Source organism: Microcoleus sp. D2_18a_B4 (genome assembly GCF_036702475.1).
Classification (GTDB): Bacteria; Cyanobacteriota; Cyanobacteriia; order Cyanobacteriales; family Microcoleaceae; genus Microcoleus.
This window is the reverse complement of the sequence record NZ_JAUBTL010000042.1, coordinates 26,298-45,957: the sequence shown is the minus strand read 5'-3', so window position 1 is coordinate 45,957 and position 19,660 is coordinate 26,298. Positions and strand designations below refer to the sequence as shown.

13 protein-coding genes are annotated in these 19,660 nt (G+C 46.1%); 6 read left to right on the top strand and 7 right to left on the bottom strand.

Annotation, left to right across the window (positions count from 1 at the left end):
- Positions 1-18: 18 nt before the first annotated feature.
- Positions 19-375, bottom strand: a complete 357-nt coding sequence (locus QUB04_RS21980; protein WP_006631047.1) for a hypothetical protein — start codon at positions 373-375, stop codon at positions 19-21.
- Positions 376-755: 380 nt separating this feature from the next.
- On the opposite strand from QUB04_RS21980, the gene QUB04_RS21975 reads away from it, so the two are divergent.
- The 3 genes from QUB04_RS21975 to QUB04_RS21965 are packed head-to-tail and all read left to right on the top strand — an operon-like array spanning position 756 to position 6,702.
- Positions 756-5,306: a WD40 domain-containing protein gene (locus tag QUB04_RS21975; protein ID WP_333287614.1), complete on the top strand. Its 4,551-nt coding sequence runs from the start codon at positions 756-758 to the stop codon at positions 5,304-5,306.
- 19 nt (positions 5,307-5,325) lie between these two features.
- Positions 5,326-5,547, top strand: a complete 222-nt coding sequence (locus QUB04_RS21970) for a hypothetical protein (RefSeq protein ID WP_333287612.1) — start codon at positions 5,326-5,328, stop codon at positions 5,545-5,547.
- 3 nt (positions 5,548-5,550) lie between these two features.
- Complete coding sequence (locus tag QUB04_RS21965; protein ID WP_333287610.1) at positions 5,551-6,702, top strand: Fic family protein; 1,152 nt, start codon at positions 5,551-5,553, stop codon at positions 6,700-6,702.
- Between the two features lie 241 nt (positions 6,703-6,943).
- On the opposite strand, the gene QUB04_RS21960 is transcribed toward QUB04_RS21965, so the two are convergent.
- The gene (locus QUB04_RS21960; RefSeq protein WP_333287608.1) at positions 6,944-8,671 is read right to left on the bottom strand and encodes an ABC transporter ATP-binding protein; all 1,728 of its coding nucleotides are present in this window, start codon (positions 8,669-8,671) and stop codon (positions 6,944-6,946) included.
- A gap of 320 nt (positions 8,672-8,991) precedes the next feature.
- The gene (locus QUB04_RS21955; RefSeq protein ID WP_333287606.1) at positions 8,992-9,474 is read right to left on the bottom strand and encodes an FxLYD domain-containing protein; all 483 of its coding nucleotides are present in this window, start codon (positions 9,472-9,474) and stop codon (positions 8,992-8,994) included.
- Between the two features lie 675 nt (positions 9,475-10,149).
- On the opposite strand from QUB04_RS21955, the gene QUB04_RS21950 reads away from it, so the two are divergent.
- Positions 10,150-10,449 carry a hypothetical protein gene (locus QUB04_RS21950; protein WP_333287604.1) on the top strand — a complete coding sequence of 100 codons (300 nt, stop codon included), beginning with the start codon at positions 10,150-10,152 and terminating at the stop codon, positions 10,447-10,449.
- A 105-nt stretch (positions 10,450-10,554) separates the two neighbouring features.
- On the opposite strand, the gene QUB04_RS21945 is transcribed toward QUB04_RS21950, so the two are convergent.
- Positions 10,555-12,264 (bottom strand): ABC transporter ATP-binding protein/permease, encoded by a 1,710-nt coding sequence (locus QUB04_RS21945; RefSeq protein WP_333287602.1) that lies wholly within the window; start codon positions 12,262-12,264, stop codon positions 10,555-10,557.
- Between the two features lie 1,027 nt (positions 12,265-13,291).
- Here QUB04_RS21945 and QUB04_RS21940 point away from each other — a divergent pair.
- The gene (locus tag QUB04_RS21940; protein ID WP_333287600.1) at positions 13,292-14,458 is read left to right on the top strand and encodes an RNA-guided endonuclease TnpB family protein; all 1,167 of its coding nucleotides are present in this window, start codon (positions 13,292-13,294) and stop codon (positions 14,456-14,458) included.
- 193 nt (positions 14,459-14,651) lie between these two features.
- Here QUB04_RS21940 and QUB04_RS21935 read toward each other — a convergent pair whose 3' ends face one another.
- The gene (locus tag QUB04_RS21935) at positions 14,652-16,355 is read right to left on the bottom strand and encodes an NAD(P)/FAD-dependent oxidoreductase (protein ID WP_333287598.1); all 1,704 of its coding nucleotides are present in this window, start codon (positions 16,353-16,355) and stop codon (positions 14,652-14,654) included.
- Between the two features lie 93 nt (positions 16,356-16,448).
- Here QUB04_RS21935 and QUB04_RS21930 point away from each other — a divergent pair, with 93 nt between their 5' ends.
- Positions 16,449-17,363: a PPC domain-containing protein gene (locus tag QUB04_RS21930; protein WP_333287596.1), complete on the top strand. Its 915-nt coding sequence runs from the start codon at positions 16,449-16,451 to the stop codon at positions 17,361-17,363.
- Positions 17,364-17,546: 183 nt separating this feature from the next.
- On the opposite strand, the gene QUB04_RS21925 is transcribed toward QUB04_RS21930, so the two are convergent.
- Together QUB04_RS21925 and ribD are read right to left on the bottom strand one after the other, a co-directional pair.
- Entirely contained in the window at positions 17,547-18,158 is a 612-nt protein-coding gene (locus QUB04_RS21925) for a hypothetical protein (RefSeq protein WP_333287594.1), read from the bottom strand.
- Between the two features lie 52 nt (positions 18,159-18,210).
- The gene (gene ribD, locus QUB04_RS21920) at positions 18,211-19,386 is read right to left on the bottom strand and encodes a bifunctional diaminohydroxyphosphoribosylaminopyrimidine deaminase/5-amino-6-(5-phosphoribosylamino)uracil reductase RibD (RefSeq protein WP_333287592.1); all 1,176 of its coding nucleotides are present in this window, start codon (positions 19,384-19,386) and stop codon (positions 18,211-18,213) included.
- Between the last annotated feature and the right edge of the window lie 274 nt (positions 19,387-19,660).

Here is a 19,660-nt window from a genome sequence, read left to right as displayed (position 1 = left end):
CCGGGCGGTCTTTTGTTTTTAGGCGTCTAAAATTTGGCGAATGCGGCGCTCCAAACGTTCGAGATCGAGTCCGCCTTCATCGCGGCTGATGCGTCGCACGGTGACGTTAACATTGCTCAAATCGGCAAGCAAATCTTGCAGGATTTCTTGTTGCTGCCGAGCTTGAGTTATTTCGCGCGGTTCCTGCACCAAATCGCGAACGATTGTATCTTCCGCGCGCGAAGCAACGATCGGGTCTGCTTCGCCGTCTACGTGTACGAAAGTGCGCCGACCGGGCCCCCGTTCTTCTTCAATTGGTATTACTGCTGTTACTCGATCGGAGCGTACATATTTGCCAAATCCCAGGTGGACTAAGACAGAAGATTGTATTTTCATAGATAGCAATTTTTATTTGTTAGTTATCTATATTTTAACTTTGCCAACTCAGAGATGACAACTAATATCCTAGCTGTTTGTACTACAATATGTGTCGGTATTTTCTGTGTTTTATAGTTGTCAATTTTCCTAAAAAGTGCTAAGTTAATTAACTGGATATAAGTTACCAACGGTGGGTCAGAAACCGGGTTTTTAACGAAAAGACGCGCTCCAACCAGCAGATTCGGTAAAAACCCGGTTTCTTTGGTCGGAGCGCGTAAATCCTGTTACCATAATAAAAATAGAGCAGTTTGCGATCGCCCGCAACGCATTTCAGGGACACAGCCTACCGATTCTAGATTTGAGCATTACTTCCACGGAAAAACAGGAAAGCCTAAATCATGCTAATTAGTCTCGACTTAGTTATCAGTATCCTGACGACAATTCCCTTCGGCACTATCAAAGACAAGTTTCAGCGCAACGAAACTGTCATCAAAATCTTAAAAAGATTTAACCTCGACCCGGATGCTCCGCCCGCAGATTTTAGCGGAGTTTATGTTTATACTTTAGTAGAATACGGCGCTGGCAAACCCAAGCAGATTTTAGAACTGTTTCGCCAAAAAGAGATTGAATCAGCATTTCGCAAAGCCTTCGAGTCCGATAGCCCAGCCATTTTAATTAAAGCAGGCGATGAATATCTGAATGAGAGTGCTTTAGGCAAAGAAATTCGAGATTTAGGCATTGACCCCAGACGGGAATTCATGGCATTTGCCGCCGTGTTTATGGAAGTAGCAAAGCGGACGCGGACGCTGGGAGATGTGATGGTGGGAAATGCGATCGCCTCTTTGCAAAAACGCCTATCTATGGTAATGGATCGCATCGAACGCCTCCCCACTATCGAAGGAATTCGCACCGAATTTGCGCGGTTGGAATCCGAAGATTATCCCGCACTTCCCGCAGCAGCATCAACTAATTTTCAAAAGTCTCAAGCTTTTATTTTATCACAACAAGTTCGCGGGTGGTTTGAAACATTAAGTTATAAGTTTGAAACCTATCAAATCTCGGAAGATAACTATTTTGAATGGATTATCAATGTTCCTGTCAGACGCAATCGGTACGATCGCATTTTAGTGCGCGGAATAGCCGGAGAAGCAGGACTGAGGGATATCTCAGCCCTGCGCGAGTCGGTGGAAAAACAGCGCACCGATGAAGGATGGTTAGTCACCGCCCGCCGCATCAGTCGCGCAGCGCGGGATGAAGTAGATAAACCAGAAAATAGCGATCTAGCTTGCTATACTTTCGATGAATTACTCGACCAAGATGCCGATTTTACGGCTTATCTGGATTGGCTGGAAACTGAAATCACCAGCCGGGGAATTAATACTAAATACGTACCGCTAGCTTGTACGAAAGAAGAAATTGACCCCGATACTCACCGCAAGATAGGCGTGAGTCATTATGGCGATCGAGATGGCTGGATTGAAGGTTATATTGATTTGTGGTTGGATGACCCAGTAAAAGAACATATTTCAGTTTTAGGAGAATTTGGAACCGGGAAAACTTGGTTTGCGATGCACTATGCTTGGATGGCGCTGCAACGCTACCGAAATGCTCAAAAGCGCGGCTTAGAACGTCCGCGTTTACCGTTAGTAATTCCGCTGCGAGATTACGCCAAAGCAGTTAGTGTCGAGTCGCTATTTTCCGAGTTTTTCTTTCGGAAACACGAGATACCTTTGGCGGGTTATTCGGCTTTTGAACAGCTAAATCGGATGGGCAAGTTTCTGTTGATTTTCGATGGTTTTGATGAAATGGCCGCTAAGTGCGATCGGCAAGAAACCATCAACAACTTCTGGGAACTAGCAAAAGCCGTGGTTCCCGGCGCAAAAGTCATCCTCACTTGCCGTACCGAACACTTTCCTGAAGGCAAGGAAGGACGGGCATTGTTCAATGCAGAACTGCAAGCATCAACAACCATTTTAACAGGCGAAACTCCCCAATTTGAAGTCTTAGAATTAGAGAAATTTAACGACCAACAAATTAGCCAAGCGCTGTCATTTCAAACAGAAGCGGCGACAGTAGAAAAAGTGATGGGAAACCCGCAACTATTGGATTTAGCGCGTCGCCCTGTGATGACCGAGTTAATTTTGGAAGCATTGCCCGATATTGAAGCTGGAAAACCTGTCGATATGTCGCGGATCTATCTGTATGCGGTGCGGCGGAAGATAGAGAGAGATATCAAAGCAGAACGCACCTTTACTTCGTTAGCAGATAAGCTTTACTTTTTGTGCGAACTGTCTTGGGAAATGCTGTCTACCGACCAAATGAGTATCAATTATCGCGGTTTTCCCGATCGCATTCGAGGCCTGTTTGGTTCCGTCGTCCAAGAGGAAAAAGACTTAGACCACTGGCACTACGACATGATGGGTCAAACGATGCTGATTCGCAATGCAGATGGGGATTATACTCCAGCCCACCGTTCGTTATTAGAGTTTTTTGTCGCTTATAAATTTGCAGCGGAATTGGGAGTTTTGGCCGCAGATTTTACCGAATTAGTTGCGCCCGAACAGTCTTGTGTCAATCCTGATGCAGAACCTCGATCGTACACTTGGTCTAATTATTGTCGGCTTCAGGCCCAGAAGAGAAATAACAACGAACTTATCGCACCTTTAAAGGGATTTGTTGCTGAAGATTTAGATCAACTTCTTCAGAGTTTCGGACAAGCGCCACTGACGAAAGCTGTGATGGATTTGTTGTTGCCGATGTTGGATGCAATTTCTCCCCCCTTGTTAAGGGGGGCCGGGGGGGATCGTGACGATACTAGCCAGGAGAAATCCCCCCAACCCCCCTTAACAAGGGGGGCTTTAGAGAAGTCGCCCCTACTCGAAATTATAGAAGCAACGCGAGGTAAAACTGAAACCGAAGTAGGCTACGTGGGAGGAAATGCAGCAACTCTGTTGGTGAAAAAGGACAAGACTGCTTTAGAAGGTAAAGACCTCTCTAGTGCAGTTATTTTAGGTGCTGATTTTACAAATGCGACGCTGCGTCGCGTCAACTTTGCTGAAGCTAATTTGGCTAATTCTGATTTTACTAAAATCTTCAGCAGCGTGCGATCGGTCATATTTAGTCCCGATGGCAAACTGTTAGCTACAGGTGATACTGATGGCATAGTTCGCTTGTGGGAAGCTAGCAGTTGCAGAGAAATATTGACCTGTAAAGGACATACCAACGTGGTGGAGTCAGTCGCCTTTAGTCCTGACGGTAAGATACTTGCTAGCGGGAGTTATGAAAATACAATCAAGTTATGGGATGTCAAGACTGGTGAATGTTTAAAAGTTTTGCAGGCACATACCGGATCGGTAATGTCAGTCACCTTCAATCCTGATGGAAATATACTCGCTAGCGGGAGTTTTGATGGCGCGATCAGGTTATGGGATATTCACACGGGTGAATGCTGCAAAATTTTGCAAGACCATACTAAAGTTGTATTTTCAGTGGCTTTCCATCCTGCTGGTGAGATGTTAGCCAGTGGAAGTGGCGACACAACAGTAAGGCTGTGGAATGTCGGTACTGGTGAATGTCTCAAAACTTTGCAAGGTCATACTAAAAACGTGTTTTCAGTAGCTTTCAATTCTGCTGGTGAAATACTTGCTAGTGGCAGCAGCGACGAAACAGTGAAGCTGTGGAATATCGGTAGCGGTGAATGTCTCAAAACTTTGGAGGGACATGGCGATCGAGTACGGTCAATCGCCTTCCATCCTGCGGGTGAAATATTAGCCAGTGGAAGTCTCGATCGCACTGCAAAACTGTGGGATATCCGCACTGGAGAATGCTTGAATACTTTGCAAGGGCATAGCAATCAAGTAGGGTCAGTCGCTTTCCATCCTGGGGGTGACATACTTGTTAGCGGTAGTTACGACCAAACGCTGAGGCTGTGGGATATCAACAGCGGTGAATGCTTGAATACACTGCAAGGGTATAGCAATCAAGTAATGTCGATCGCCTTCAGTCCCAACGGTGAAATGCTTGCCAGCGGCGATGATGAACAAACTGTCAAGCTGTGGGATGTCAGCAGCGGTGAGTGCCTCCAAATTTTGCACGGGCATCTCGATCGGGTACACTTAGTTGCCTTCAGTCCAAACGGTGAAATACTTGCCAGTGCTAGTTATGACCAAACACTGAAACTGTGGGATATTCGCAGTGGTGAATGCCTTCATACTTTGCCAGAATTTAGCAATGAAACACGATCGATCGCCTTCAGTCCAAATGGTGAAATACTGGCGAGTGCAGGTTATAAACAAACGGTGAGGTTGTGGGATATTGGTACTGGCGAATGCCTCAAAACGTTGCACGGGCAGAACAATTCTGTCTACTCGGCTGCTTTCAGTCCTTTGGGCGAGATATTTGCCAGTGAAGGTTTTAACGGAACGGTGAGGCTGTGGGATATCCATACTGGTGAATGCCTCAAAATCTTGCAGGGGCATACGGATTGGGCACGCGCGATCGCCTTTAGCTATAACGGTGAAATACTTGCCAGTGGAAGTGTCGATCGAACAATAAGATTATGGGATGTCCGCAGCGGTGAATGTTTCCAAATTTTGCAGGGGCATACTGATTGGATACGTTCAGTTGCCTTTAGTTATTCTGGTGAAATAGTTGCTAGTGCAAGTGTAGATGGAACGGTAAGAATATGGGATATCCGTACAGGTCAATGTCTCAAAATTTTGCAAGGTCATACCAGTAGAATTAACTCAGTTGCCTTCAGTTCAAATGGAAAAATTATTGCTGCTTGCAGTCGTGATGGCACAATTATTCTTTGGGATGTTGAAACAGGTGAGTGCCTCAAAATACTGAAAAGCGAAAGACCTTATGAAAACATGAATATCACGGGTGTTACGGGTTTAACGGAAGTGGAAAAAGTCACGCTCAAAGCTTTAGGGGCTGTTGAAAATTGATCGTAGCAAAGGAGAAACTATGCAGTCAGCAATACGGATTACAACCAAAGTTCTTGCAGGAAATAAACTTGAAATTCAAGTGCCGCCTGGTTCTGTTGGTGAAGAGGTTGAAGTTTTTGTGATTATACCAGAAAAGCCTGAAGGCGGGCGGCGTAAAGTGTTGGAATTGCTTACAGAAATCCGCAGCCGTCATGTTTCCAGAACTGTTGAAGAAATCGATCGCGAACTTCAGAACTATTAGTCTATGAGCTTTATTCCCCGCTTCTCATACAATCACAATCTGGTTAAGCATTTGGGAGTCATCGAGGGTGCCCGTGCTGTCATTAAGGTGTTACCATTGCCACCTGATACGACTCTACGCCTGCGCCACGATGCTTTGCAAAGAAGTACGCGCAGCTCTACTCAGATTGAGGGTAATCCCTTGGATGAAGCGGCGGTGCGACGGGCGATCGCCAGGAGCTCGCGCACGGGAAGTGATGCTGAACAGGAAGTCCGAAATTACTGGCGGGCACTCGATCGCGTGGAAGAATTCGCAGAAGCCCAAACCCCGATTACAGAAGCATTTATCAAAGAACTGCACCGAATAGTCATCGTGCGCGGTCGCGGGCGGCGGGGTAGCAAAAGCGAGTATCGCATTACAGAATGCCCTGTGGTGGATACAGTCACGCGGGCGATCGATTACGGACCACCGGAACCGGGGGACGTACCCGCCCTGATGCGGGAATTAGTCGATTGGCTATCTTCAACGACAGCAGCAGAATGGTCAGCCCCTATCCGTGCGGCTATTCTGACGCACCGCTTTCTCAGTATCCATCCATTTAACGACGGGAACGGTCGCACGGGACGGCTATTGGCTACTGCTGAACTGTGGCGTTCCGGCTATCGAATGCGAGGGTTTTTCTCATTTGATGAGTATTTTAATGCCGATCGCGATCGCTATTACCGTTCGTTGCAGATGGGACTGCCGGTGAACTTCTACGAAGGTCGCCACGACCCAGACCACACGCCCTGGCTGCTTTACTTTGTGGAGACGATGGCTCGTGCCGCCGATGAACTGCAAGCTAAAGCTAAGTCTCTTTATCAAGGCGCTTCTCCTGATGCCCTACCCTGGGAAGCATTGCCACGTCGCTCTCAACAACTCCTCACCCGACTTTTGGCAAGGGTTTTGGATGGAGTGGAAAATCCTTTTGCGATCGACGTTTCAGATGTTGCATCCTGGTTTGGGATTTCGGACAAGACGGCCCGCGAATGGCTGCTTGAGTGGACTGAAGGTAGTTTGATCCATCCAGTTTTAGCAGGTTCTGGGTCAAGAGTCCGCAGTTACGCACTAGCTGAAGAGTGGATCGCTGCTTGTTTCAAAATAAGGGAATCAGTTTCGGAAAATAGCGGAAGTTAATTTGAGCATTTAGCCCCTAATTTGAGGGAGGTTTCACGAATTTACAAGGTTTTCGGCTGTTTTGAGTCTAAAAATAACGGAAGTAGGTTCGGAAAAATAACGCCTATTTAGCCTAGTTGGGGGTGCCATCGCACTCCGAAAAGAATAGTCCTGGACGCACGGGTGGTCAGAAACCGGGTTTTTTCCAAAATACTTGGTTGGGGCCAGCAGAAACGGCCAAAAACCCGGTTTCTAACGTAGCCTACTGACTAAACTGTTGAGCGTAGTAGCCAGCATAGCGAGATCCCTTTTCCAGCAACTCCTCGTGCGTCCCAGATTCCACAATTCTGCCTTTTTCCAAAACTAAAATGCGATCGGCTCTCCGCACAGTAGCCAAGCGGTGAGCGATAATAAACACAGTGCGATCGCGCATCAATCTTTCCAGCGCTTCTTGCACTAAACCTTCGGATTCCGAATCCAGCGCCGATGTCGCTTCATCCAAAATCAATATTCTGGGATCAAGCAAAACTGCACGGGCGATCGCAATTCTTTGTTTTTGTCCCCCAGATAAATTTACACCCCTTTCTCCTACCCAAGTTTGATAACCGTCAGGAAACTGACTAATGAATTGATGAGCATTAGCAATCTCCGCAGCTTTTTGAACATCTTTCAGTTCATAATAAGATTGACCGAAAGCGATATTTTGAGCGATCGTACCCGAAAAAAGAATAGTTTCTTGCGGTACAATTCCAATTTGCCGCCGCAGAGTATTTAAGGTGACATCTTGAATATCAATACCGTCAATTAAAATCTGTCCCGCTTGCGGATCGTAAAATCTGGGTAGCAAATTTACTAAAGTAGTTTTACCCGCACCGGATGCACCCACGAGAGCAATCATTTCTCCCGGAAGCACCAACAAACTCATGTTTTGCAGAATCGGTGTCTCTGAGTTATAGGCAAAATTAATGTTGCGGTATTCGACTTTGCCTGTAACATGGGGAAGTTCGATCGCCCCAGGCTTTTCGACTACTGTTGGTTGAATTGCTAATAATTCAAAAATGCGATCGCTAGAAGCTTCTCCCTGCTTAAAATCCCCATAATTAGCAGTTGTAATAGCGATCGGGTCAATTAAAAGTGCCACCCCTGCGATATAACTGATAAATTGAGTACCTGTGAGATTTCCTTGAGAAATTTGCCAACCTCCCAGGAAAAAAAGCAAAATCACGCTCATCGCTTCCAGAAAGCCAACTACAACGAACTGAAGTGCTTTTACTCTTTCTGACAAATACTTAGCGCGGCGGTTTTGTTCTGCTTCTTCTGCAAAACGGGCTATTTCGTAGTCTTCAGCAACAAATGCTTTGATTAAACGAATGCCGCTGAATACTTCTGTCAGCAAAGCGGATAAATCAGAAATGCGATTTTGACTTTGCCGCGAGTAACTTAGCAGTCTCTCGCCAAACCAGCCAATTAAAATAGCCATCAGCGGTGCAATAATTAATGCACCTAGAGTTAATTGCCAGTTGAGATAAATCATATATCCCAGAACCGCAATTAGCTGCAAAACACAAGGGATAAACTGATGAAAAAATTTATTTACGACTTCGCCAATGCGGTCAATATCTTCTGTGAGGCGGTAGGATAAGTCTCCGGTTTTGGCAGTTTCAAAGTAGCCGAGATTGAGTTTTTGCAGGTGGGAGTAGACCTTTTTGCGAATTTCAAAAGCAATAGTCAAAGCAGCTTTTGCCATCAGCGTATCTTGACCGTACTGGGCTGTACCGCGAATTAGAAATATAATGGCGCTGAGTGCAGCAATTTGAGCGAACCCTTGTAAATCTCCTTTACCTATAAATTTGGCAGTTTCGCCAACTAGCCACGCTATAATCGGCCAAAATATGGTAAATACTACGGTACAAGCTAATGCTTTACCGATGGTTTGTTTTTGGGGACGGAGGTAGGGTAAGATTTGCCAGTATGTCGATCGAGTTTTCAAGATATTTTGCCCTCGCAAATTCTGTTTTTGGGGATCTCTGCAAGAATATTCAAACTTCGATCCCCCCTAACCCCCCTTAATAAGGGGGGGGACAAGATTATTATTCAAAGTCCCCCTTCTTAAGGGGGATTTAGGGGGATCTCTGCGTCACTCATTGCGTAAGTCATAGAGATATCTGAGCCAGAATATGATAACAGCGATCGGACAAATCTCAACAATCATTCTTCACCAAAAGCATCCGGGACACAAAGCCCCCGGATTAATCCGTGGGTTAATTGTCCAATTCTTCAATTCTTTAATCTAAAATCTAAAATCTAAAATCATTCTTGAGCGTCTGCATGAGTAGCTACTACCTTAGCCCCCGCCACAACTTCGCCCCGAAAGGCGGCTGATTGTCCGGGTGCAAGAGTAACTGGTTGAGCGAAGATAAATCCGTTGTCAATTAAATTGCCTGACTCGTCCAAAACTTCATAATTGACTTTGACATTCTTGATTGTTTTGCAGCCTCGATTAAGCACTTGACCGCTGAAAAAGTTGCCGTCATAATTAGCCGCCGCAATTGACACTTTTGCAGCGATGTTGGAACCGGGAATGCAAGTTTGGGCCGTTCCCGATGCTGGCTGCTTCTCGCACAACTTGCCCAAGTCTACTGTTTTGCCGTCGGGGGTTTTCATGTAGCAAAACGGTTCATCAACTGGTGAATTTTGAGCAAGTGTATTTGTAGCGTCTGCAAGCAAAGGGCGAGCCGATATCGGCGAGATTAGAAAACTTAATAAAGCTACGGTAAAATGTAAAAATTTCATATTTTTTTCGGCCTAGTCTGAAATTAATTGTACAATATAGTTTGCCTCAAATTTAGGCTAGCATATCTATATGTAGGGCGCGCCGCGCTCACGTTGCATTGTGCTATGATAAGACATCAAACTTTAGAAAGTAAAGTAAAGTCATGGTCGTTACTCAAGATAACCCAGGACAAAAAACGTTAGAACTGATCGTGTTGTTCTTGAGCAGGAAAGGAGAAAGTGAAAGGAGAACCGTTGCTCCTATCGATTTGGAACGTTACTCAAATTGAAGCTCCAGACGCCATCTTTTTACTACTCAATCCCCAGAGTACATATAGCGGTTCTCAAGCGTGGTGAGGTATGCCCTATGCCCTATGCCCACGGAGGCCTATGTCCTATGCCCATGAGTACCTCATATGAGAGCTCGAAAGGCTATATAAGAATAATTATCATTGGCTCGTCCCTCCGGAGAATGAGTCACCGATTGTGCAAATTACGCCGACATTATTACAGCTACGTCCCTCTGTTGGTGTCTCTGCTAAAAAAATCTATAAGGTTGGTGCTGATACCCCCGTCGTTGCGGTAAGCTGTTGGGCATTTAAAAGAGGATAGTAGGGTGCGGAGCGTACATAAGTATTTCCCATATCCCGCCAGTGTTCTCGCTGACGCACCCTACCTCTATCGTTATTCGTTTAAATGTGTAACAGCTTAGCAACTGTCAAAGATGGCTTAGCCATGATGGAAAAAGCAACTTGTCAGGATGGGGAATACCCCGATGGGGCAGTAGGCGGTGCTGGATTTCCTGTAGAAGTGTATAACAATGGCGATGCTAAAGAAAATTACGCAGAACTAGAACTGCTTTTTCCACTACATCTTTTCAAACAGGGCGATCGCTATCAGTATACTGTGCGTTGGAGTCTTCATCAACTGCTTTCAAGTGATGTCAATGCTATGGCAACACGCGACGCTATTGAAAAATTCCTAAAAGGGAAGTGATGGACGGGTACGGTCAAAAGTTACTCTGTTCTACCTGATCGCACGCCTGGAATTTTGAGGCGGATACGGTAAAGACCATTACTTGCAGTTCGGCAATTGCATTTTTCAACCAAACTCGGCGAAATCGGGGCTGTAATCTTTAGCCGATATCAGATGCCAATTGGTATTACCAACTAGCCTTAAGACCTGCTCGTGATACTGTACCAAAGTCGGACGGTGACCGACACTGATAAAGGCAGTTCCTGTTTCTTTGAGCAACTGATAGAGCCGTCTCTCGTTAGCCACATCCAATGCACTCGTTGATTCATCCAAAATAGCGTAGCGAGGTTTAGTCAGCAGTAGGCGTGCAAATGCTAACCGTTGTTGTTCTCCTAGTGACAAAACATCAGCCCATTCCAATTCCACATCAAATCCACCTACCCGTTCTGGCAAATGGGAAAGATTGACTTGTTCGAGCACTTCGTGCAGTTGTTCATCAGTAACTTGACCGCTGGTGTTGGGATATAGCAATTGGCTGCGTAAGTCCCCTAGCAGCATATAAGGCCGTTGGGGCAAAAACAGCGTTTCCTCCGGTTTAGGACGGACAATGCAACCCGTACCCGCATTCCACAATCCTGCGATCGCTCGCATTAACGAACTCTTGCCAGCGCCAGAAGGTCCAACAATCAAGACGCTTTCACCCTGCCCCACCTTGAAAGATAAATCTCTAACTAAGATTCGCTCATAGTTAGGCGTCTCTAAGGTAACCCGTTGGAGGGCTAGATAGTGCTGTTCCACAACATCAATCGTTGCCATGCCGGCTTGAGGTGCTGCCATTTGCTCGGACAGAACCCGATCAAATGTTCCTAAACGATTAATCTGAGTGGTAAAGTTAGTTAGCATATCAAAATTCTCGGCAATAAAGCCCAGGGCACTTAAAATAGACACAAACGCTCCAGAAGCTTGCGTTACCTGCCCAAAATCTATCTGGCCCGCAAAGTATCGAGGAGCTAAAAAAACTATAGGTAAATTTGTAAATATCATCTGGCTTCCTTGGGTAAAGAAACCAAGGTTACGCTGCAAGACAATCAGGTTATTGAAATTATTCAAAGCTTCATTAAATCGCTGTGATACTGCACTAAATTCACGCTCTTCACCTCGGTAAAATGCAATGGATTCACTGTTGTCTCGAAGATGAACCAAACTATAGCGAAAATTTGCTTCTCGTTGTAACTGATTGAACTTTAATCTACTTAACCTCTTACCTATAAAGATAGTGAAAACAGTTCTAAAAGCAGCCAGTATAAATACAACTAAAGTCAGGGTCTTGTCAATTGTAAAGAGAACGCCGAGAAAAGAAATTATTGTGACAACTTGGTTGAATAATAATCCCCAAATATCAATATTTTGCTTAACAAACAAATTAACGTCTTCAGCTAAACGCTGATCGGGATTATCAACCTTATCATTGAACTTAATTTTGTAGAAACCTTGATTGCTAAAATATTTCTTCAGTAAGTGATTCGTTAGCCACTTTCGCCAGTAGAGTTGCAGTACATTTTGCGAATAGAAGAAGGAAACCATAATGGGCGTGAATATGGCAAACACACCCAATAGCATCAGCCACATCTTATAGAAGTCTGAAACATTCTTTCCCGTGACTGCATTCATCAAGTCCCGCATAATATAGCTCTGGACTATGCCCACAGCATTGAAACCTAGCATTAATAACATTACGAGGGCGAACAACCCCCTAGCTCCCCATTTTTCTCTGGAAAAGAAGTAGGGGTTTGCGATCGACCAAAACTGCTTTACCGACTGCTTCAATTGATTCATCTTTTCTTATGGGTAAAAAAATTTGTGCTTTGGTGGAAACTACCTGTAGCGGATGGGGCAATTCTCATTAGAAAAATGGGGAGAAACCCCGTCCTAAAAGGACGGCTTTACATTTTTGATTTACTACCGCCTTGGGACTGGTTGGCGGGAGTGTGCTTTTGTGTTGCACTTTCAACGGGACAATTACCGCCTCAAACTTCCCAGTCCTGTACGCATAGTGTTTTGCTCTTTTGGAGCCTAAGAAAGCGGGGTAATGTTAGCTTCGACAATGTTTTGAGAGCTTGTTAGGCCCAAAGCACTGTAAAGCGTGACCTTAGAACTGTTTAACCTTCAGCGACAGAGCAAGGAACTAGCTACGCATTCCAGGGTGTCGTGACTCTCAAAACGTAGGCAATTAAGCCTTAGTCTGGTCAGTACGGCTTTCGAGATTTCTCTTTCAAGCCTCATGCCTTTAGGCTGAGGTTCCTGACCGTTCTTGTCCATCAGCGACACCTGATATGGGTGATGCTCCCGTGGTACTTCCCTAATGATCCTCGGATCACTTCAGGATTTCTATCTTAAGGTAGATGACATATCTTAAGCATCAGTAAAATTACTGATGAAACGGAACTTACCCCGTGTGCGGGGTAAGTTCCGTCTGAAACCATTGCGAGGTGAGACTTGCCCGGAGCCTCCAAGTCTTTTAGATGACTACAATCTCTTACAACCCTTATGTGGCTGGGTTTTTGCTTAAATTCATCATAGAACAATACTCTCGCCCTAAATATTGAGAAAATCTTAAATACATGACTACGGTTTGTCGGCAGTCAAGTCGCTAAAACCGAGACGGGACAAAAAATACAGCCCCCAGAACTACCCCCGCAGGGGGTAAGTTCCGATTTAACTAATGCGAATGGGAAGTCCCGCGCTCTACCGAAGGTGAGCGTCGGGATGAAAACGCAGCCCGAAAATAAATTGAGCGACAGCGAATCAATATCGTTTTTTTGTGCGCTATGATAATTTTATCGGTATTCTGCAACCTTGATAAATGTATAAAGCTTACAAGTACAGAATTTATCCCACAGATGAGCAAGATGTCTTGCTTGCAAAGTCTTTTGGCTGTGCGAGATGGTTCTGGAACTATGCTTTGAATCTATGTCAAGAAACTTACAAGAATACTGGCAAAGGACTATCTAGGGCATACATACAAGGCTTGCTCCCTGCACTCAAAAAAGAATACGAATGGTTAAAAGAGCCTTATTCTCAATGCTTGCAGGTGGTTGCATTGAATTTATCTACTGCCTACAAAAACTTCTTTGACAAGAGGGCGATGTTGCCCAAATTCAAAGCCAAGCATGGCAAGCAGTCGATCGGCTACCCTCAAAATGTCAAATTCGACGGTGACTATATCAACCTACCTAAGATTGGTTTAGTTTTCTGTCGGCGACATCGTGATTTTGAGGGCGATATCAAGACCGTTACCGTATCTCGCAACCCGGACGGTAAACATTTTGTTTCTCTTTTGATTGACGATGGGAAAGAACAGCCTGAGTTAGTCCCAGCAGATAAAGCTATTGGCATTGACGTAGGGTTAACTCATTTTGCGATTACCAGTGATGGTTCTAAGTTCGGCAATCCCAAGTATTTCGTCAAACGTCAACGAAACTTAAAACGTAAACAGCAGAAGCTTGATCGCAAAAAGAAAGGCAGTCAGAATCGAAAAAAGGCAAGACGGGCGGTGGCAAAAGTTCACTCCAAAATTGCCCGATGCCGGGAAGATTTTCTACAAAAGCTATCCCGCAAGATAGTTAACGAAAACCAAGTTATTGCAGTAGAAAATCTCAATATCAAAGGCATGGTCAAGAATCATAATTTAGCCAAAGCCATTAGTGATGTTGGCTGGGGTATGTTCTGCACAATGCTTAAGTACAAGGCCCAAAGTGAAGGTAAACAATACATTGAGATTGATCGATGGTTTCCTAGCTCAAAAACTTGTCATGCCTGCCTAAATCAAGTTGAGCATCTCACTCTTGATGTTAGGGCATGGACTTGTAAACATTGTGGTACTCATCATGACCGTGATGTCAACGCCGCCATCAACATTAGAAATGAAGCCTTGCGGATTTTGGCGTTAGGAACTAGCGCTTCTGCCTGTGGAGGGGATGTAAGTCGATCTGGCAAAACTTCGGTTTTGTTGGACGCGCCGCCCCGTTGAATCAGGAAGCCAGCGCTGTACCACTTAAGTGGTCAGCGTCTGGTAGTTCACAATCAGTAAAATGGCTTTAAGCTGTTGGGCATCTAAATTGTATTTTTGGGCGGGCTAGAAGCCCAACCCCTACTCCCCACAAGAATTAGATGCACGGGCTATAAGCAACGGCAAACAATAATTAGATGTACACCTGACGAGATTATCTAATACTCGGCTTTCTATTCCCAAGATTCCGTGCTCCGGGAATTTTCCGGCTGGGACGGCGATTGTTCAAACTGCTCGCAGTTCGAGCATTCAAAGCATCAGCAGAAGGTATCAAACCCAAGTCTTGCAAAATTTCAACAGCCGCCCTTTGTCCAGTTTCGCAAGCGCCTTCCATGTAACCTTGATTTTCCAGCGAAGTGTGTTCCCCGGCAAAAAATAAGTTCCCAACTCGTTCGCCTTCAACGCCGTACATTTGCGTCCACTGTCCCACTAAATAGCAGGAATAGGAACCTTTAGAAAAGCGTTCTCCCGGCCAATAAGCTCGCACAGCTTTGCCCGATCGCAAATTTCTCACTCCGGGAAAAACTCTTTCAAATTGGTTCAAAAATCTTTGTGCTTGGTCTTCTGGAGTTCCGGCACCGATCGACAAACCCTGCTTTCCTCCTGTAAAATTAGTAACTAAACCGTTAGGAGTAGGAGCGAAAGGTGTAGCTTCCCAGGTACTCTGGAATTCTAAATCGCTATAAACAGAAGCAGTCGAGCGATAAAGTTCCCGCCAAATTCGGCTGCGGTAGCCAGTAACTAACTTAGAATTAGTACCGTAACCCAACTGCTCGATCGCCCGCCGCTTTGGTTGGGGCAAAGGTACGTTAATTTTAACGTCTCGCAGAGTGCTGAACGGTAAAGTTAACAAAACTCGCTCGTAAGTACGCTCGAACGCGCTTAGTCCCGATCGCAAATTTACCCGATAGCGGCCATCCGGCAAAAGAGTAATCGCTTCCAAAACCGTCCCCGCCTCGATCGAACCAGACAATTGACCCGCCAAACGGTTGATAATTTGACTGTTGCCGCCGTCAATTTGATAACGCTCGTCGCTGTTGCCGTACAATTCAAAACTGCCAGCTTCAGAACCGATTAAAAACAGTAGATTTAACGCCGACTGTTCTTCGGGATCTCGACCGTAGAATACCGTATAAGCAACCCGCAACAATTGTCGTAGTAGCGTGCTAGTATCAGCTTGGTCTAGATATTCAGCGATCGAAAGATTGTCCAATCTTTCCGCTGCTTCCGTAAAATCTTGATAGCTAATGTTATCTCCGATAGCGCCCAAATCTTCATTAATTTTATTGGCTAGCGGCGCAAAATCCGCGATTATTTGCTCAAGAGGAAGTCGTCGCCCTTGAAAGAAAAAAGTATCCTTCACAAATCCACTCTGCACCTGGGCTAAGTCGATCGCCCGCAAACCCAATTCCGTCGCCAGCGAGATTAAATTAGTATGACCGGTGTCAATAAATTCTCCTCCCAAATCCGCCGGAATTAGCGTTCCAGCCACCTTGGGAACCGTGCGTATCCGCCCCCCCACGCGGTTAGTTGCCTCGATTATATCGGCGCGCACGCCCGCTTGGCCCAAGCGATAAGCCGCCGTCAAACCCGCAATTCCCGCACCCACAACCAAAATCGGCGATCGTCCGCCCTGTTGAGCAAAAGCTCCCCCTCCATCCCTGGTAAAAGTCGCAGCAGCGGCAGCCCCCGCAGCAGCTAAACCCCCGTGCAGCAACTGGCGACGAGATATGGCAGAATTAGGAATGCGATCGCTCAGCATCCCCAGCAGTTCATCAGCCGGAATGCCCGTTTCCCTTGATTTCTGGGCAATACTCGCAGCGCGGCGCAGCATAGCCATCAGTGCAGACTTAGCCATAATTAAGACATCCTCACAAAACAAAACTTTGATGTAAACTGGATTCTCGATCGTGCACTTTCCAGACTAAAGCCCAGAGAGATTTTTTTAATAATGCTAACCCTCAGAACGCTGTTCGACAGGAAATTTTATCTCGAAAACAACCCAGATGTCGCCGTAGCAGTTGCCAGAGGCACGGTATCGAGTCCCTTCGATCACTACCGAAAAATTGGCAAATTTGAAAATCGCGACCCGAATGCCCTGTTCGACGCCAGCTATTATTTAGACACCAATACAGATGTAGCGGTATCAGCCAAACTGAACGGCTTTTCAGGAGCGGATCACTTTATTAGATTCGGTCAATTTGAACGACGCAACCCCAACCCTTTCTTTGATATTGGTTTCTATCTAGGAAGCAACCCAGACGTTCAGATAGCAGTCCAAACAAATCAATTTACCCCATTTGAACACTACTTGAAAGCCGGTCAATTAGAAAACCGCAAACCCAGCGTTTTCTTCGATCCCAGCTTTTATCTAGAAAAATATCCGCTGGTAGCAGCCGCCGTCCAAAGCGGCGCAGTTAAAAGTGCGATCGACCACTATATTCAATTCGGTCTACAAGAAGGATTGTTGAGCACTCTCCCCGATCCCGCAGACAATTTGATCGCAGCAAAAAGCCTGGGCATTCTCACAGAAATTCAAACTGCAAGCGATTTTGTGGGAGCTGCAGAACCAGCCGACATTTACAGTTTTATCCTCAATAGTCCCAGCCTTTTCAGTGTAACTGTTGAGGGTTTGAGTGCAGATGTTGATGTAGAATTAATTCAGGATCTCAACGGCAACGGCGCAGTTGGAGTAGAGGATCTTATTGCTTCGTCTAACAATTTAGGCACGGCATCAGAAACAATTGTCAGCAATGGGGCTTTGCCGGCGGGGACTTATTTCGTCCGCGTTTCTCAATTTCAAGGCGATACAAATTATGACTTGAGATTGCTATCCGCTCCCTCAGTAATACCGCCCGAAATTTAAATCAAAATAACGTATATAGCAAGCCTAAATCACTCAAAAAAAACCAGACTTCTCCTCACTTCTCCTCTCTTCCTTCGCGGTCTTTGCGCCTTCGCGGTTCGTAAAAAAACATCGGGTTCACAAATGATTTAGACTTGCTATAAAACAGGTTGCAAAAAGGGCGATCGACAAGTTGCCCAGGTTTCACTTATTAGTTTCTGGCCCGCTGGGAGAAGGCAAAGATTGAACAGGTGCCGGAGGCCAATTAGAGCGACTTCTGGTGAGAGTGGTAGACACCAAAGCATAGCCCAAAACAGCAGGAAGCACGATCGCACTCAGAAACACGATCGTCGCAGCCCAAGTCATCGCATTCGAGATCGGGCCGTAATGAGTGCGGTAAGGGTCAAACGTTGGTAAATTAGGCCTCGGCGCGTCCCGCAGCGCGATCGGACGTTTGAACCGCACCCGCCTGTCGTCGAGCTTTTCGAGCAAAATCCAGCCAACTTCCGCCTCTTCCTGGCATAGCTTGTGAAAAATCGCCGGATTGCGGAACAAATCGTTGCTAGCCCGCACAATCTTGTACTCCCAAACCGTCAAATCAACAGAATTGGGATCAGATGGGGGAGTGCCATTGGAGCGCGCATTTTCAGGCGCATTAAAATTATCCTCTTGAGATTCGTACCGAGTCAAAACTTCCTCCTCCTCATCGCATTTTTGCCCCGCATCCAATTGCTCGTGGTTCACCAAAAGACCCACAAACGCAGCCTCCAAGCCGAGACTGCCAATCATCAAACTCCAAATCAGAATTTCAACCATAAAAGGAGTTAAAAGTTAAAAATCAAAAACTCAAAAGACTCGCTTTTAACTTTCAATCTTTAATTTTTAAATAGCCTTCTACCACACAATCTGCACCCACCGCGCGCCAAGAAACTCGCTCTAAAGTCAAAGCATCAGTCATTGCGGAAAACCCCAAATCTCCTACAGGAGTTGGAGCTCCTTGGCCACCGACAATTTTAGGAGCAATAAAAGCCATAATTTTTTGAACTGCACCCTCAGCAATTGCCCTCGCGGCCAAAGTGCCGCCGCACTCCCAGAGTACAGAAAGAAAAGATCGATCGTACAAATAACCCATAACATTAGTCGGTGTCAGAGGCGAGAGCTCCACAACTTCCACCCCTTTGGCGATCAAAAATTCCTGAAATTCCGGGTTAACCCCAGGCTCAGTCAGCACCAAAGTAGCCGCCACAGAGGTTTCCCACAACCAAGCCGACTTCGGCAAATCCAGAGTGCGACTCATCACCACCCGCAGGGGATTATTCCTATCAGGCTGGTGACTCGTCAGTAGGGGATTGTCCAGACGCACCGTATTCCCCCCAACAATCACAGCATCGCAGCCGACGCGCACCCGGTGTACCTCGCTCCGAGCCTCCTCGCCTGTCACCCAAGCGCTGTGGCCGCTACTGGTAGCAATTTTACCGTCCAAAGTCATTGCATATTTCAAAATTCCAAAAGGCCGGCGGTACAAAATCCGGTGCACAAAAGCCTCGTTGAGTTTCTGGCAAGCTTCCCCTTCCACTCCCGCCACCACTTCAATGCCAGCCTCTCGCAACCGGGCTAGCCCAGTTCCAGCTACCAAAGGATTCGGATCGACCATGCCAGCCACTACTTTTGCCACCTTGGCCTTAACTAAAGCTTCAGAACAGGGGGGAGTCCGACCGTAGTGGTTGCAGGGTTCCAGGTTCACGTAGACAGTCGCTCCTTCGGCGAGTTCCCCCGCTTCCCGGAGCGCAAAAACTTCGGCGTGAGGTTGACCGGCACCGGGATGAAACCCTTCGCCGACAATCTTGCCGTCTCGGACAATTACAGAACCGACAAGGGGGTTGGGTGCGGTTTTGCCGAGAGCACGGCGAGCCAATTCTATGCAGCGGCGCATCATGGCTCGATCGAACTCTTGAATTTCGCTGTTTTCCAGTTGTTTTGTACCTTGCTGCTGTCCGTTAGCTAAGCTGGCGATCGCTTGAGCGTGCGCCGGAAAAGTTTCCATGAGATTTTGGTATGATATCTATCCCTGAGTGTACTGAACTTTGATGCTAATTTTGGCTGCGATCCGACGATCGATTGCGGCGGGGGAAAACTGTACGTTACCACTGAGATATTGCACCATTCTCAATTAGCCTTTATGAACAGGCTTTTCGGCCTGTTCCACAAAAGATAAATTTTCTTGTGGAACAGGCCGAAAAGCCTGTTGCTGACAAGGGTGCAAGATGTGAGTTAGCAGGAGTGAAAAGCAATTTAGGACATCGACCCGCACGATCGAT

Excerpts from the sequence above, each read along its gene's own strand:
- QUB04_RS21980 (WP_006631047.1), bottom strand. The coding sequence starts at position 375 with ATGAAAATACAATCTTCTGTCTTAGTCCACCTGGGATTTGGCAAATAT.
- QUB04_RS21975 (WP_333287614.1), top strand. The coding sequence starts at position 756 with ATGCTAATTAGTCTCGACTTAGTTATCAGTATCCTGACGACAATTCCC.
- QUB04_RS21970 (WP_333287612.1), top strand. The coding sequence starts at position 5,326 with ATGCAGTCAGCAATACGGATTACAACCAAAGTTCTTGCAGGAAATAAA.
- QUB04_RS21965 (WP_333287610.1), top strand. The coding sequence starts at position 5,551 with ATGAGCTTTATTCCCCGCTTCTCATACAATCACAATCTGGTTAAGCAT.
- QUB04_RS21955 (WP_333287606.1), bottom strand. The coding sequence starts at position 9,474 with ATGAAATTTTTACATTTTACCGTAGCTTTATTAAGTTTTCTAATCTCG.
- QUB04_RS21950 (WP_333287604.1), top strand. The coding sequence starts at position 10,150 with ATGTGTAACAGCTTAGCAACTGTCAAAGATGGCTTAGCCATGATGGAA.
- QUB04_RS21945 (WP_333287602.1), bottom strand. The coding sequence starts at position 12,264 with ATGAATCAATTGAAGCAGTCGGTAAAGCAGTTTTGGTCGATCGCAAAC.
- QUB04_RS21940 (WP_333287600.1), top strand. The coding sequence starts at position 13,292 with ATGTATAAAGCTTACAAGTACAGAATTTATCCCACAGATGAGCAAGAT.
- QUB04_RS21935 (WP_333287598.1), bottom strand. The coding sequence starts at position 16,355 with ATGGCTAAGTCTGCACTGATGGCTATGCTGCGCCGCGCTGCGAGTATT.
- QUB04_RS21930 (WP_333287596.1), top strand. The coding sequence starts at position 16,449 with ATGCTAACCCTCAGAACGCTGTTCGACAGGAAATTTTATCTCGAAAAC.
- QUB04_RS21925 (WP_333287594.1), bottom strand. The coding sequence starts at position 18,158 with ATGGTTGAAATTCTGATTTGGAGTTTGATGATTGGCAGTCTCGGCTTG.
- ribD (WP_333287592.1), bottom strand. The coding sequence starts at position 19,386 with ATGGAAACTTTTCCGGCGCACGCTCAAGCGATCGCCAGCTTAGCTAAC.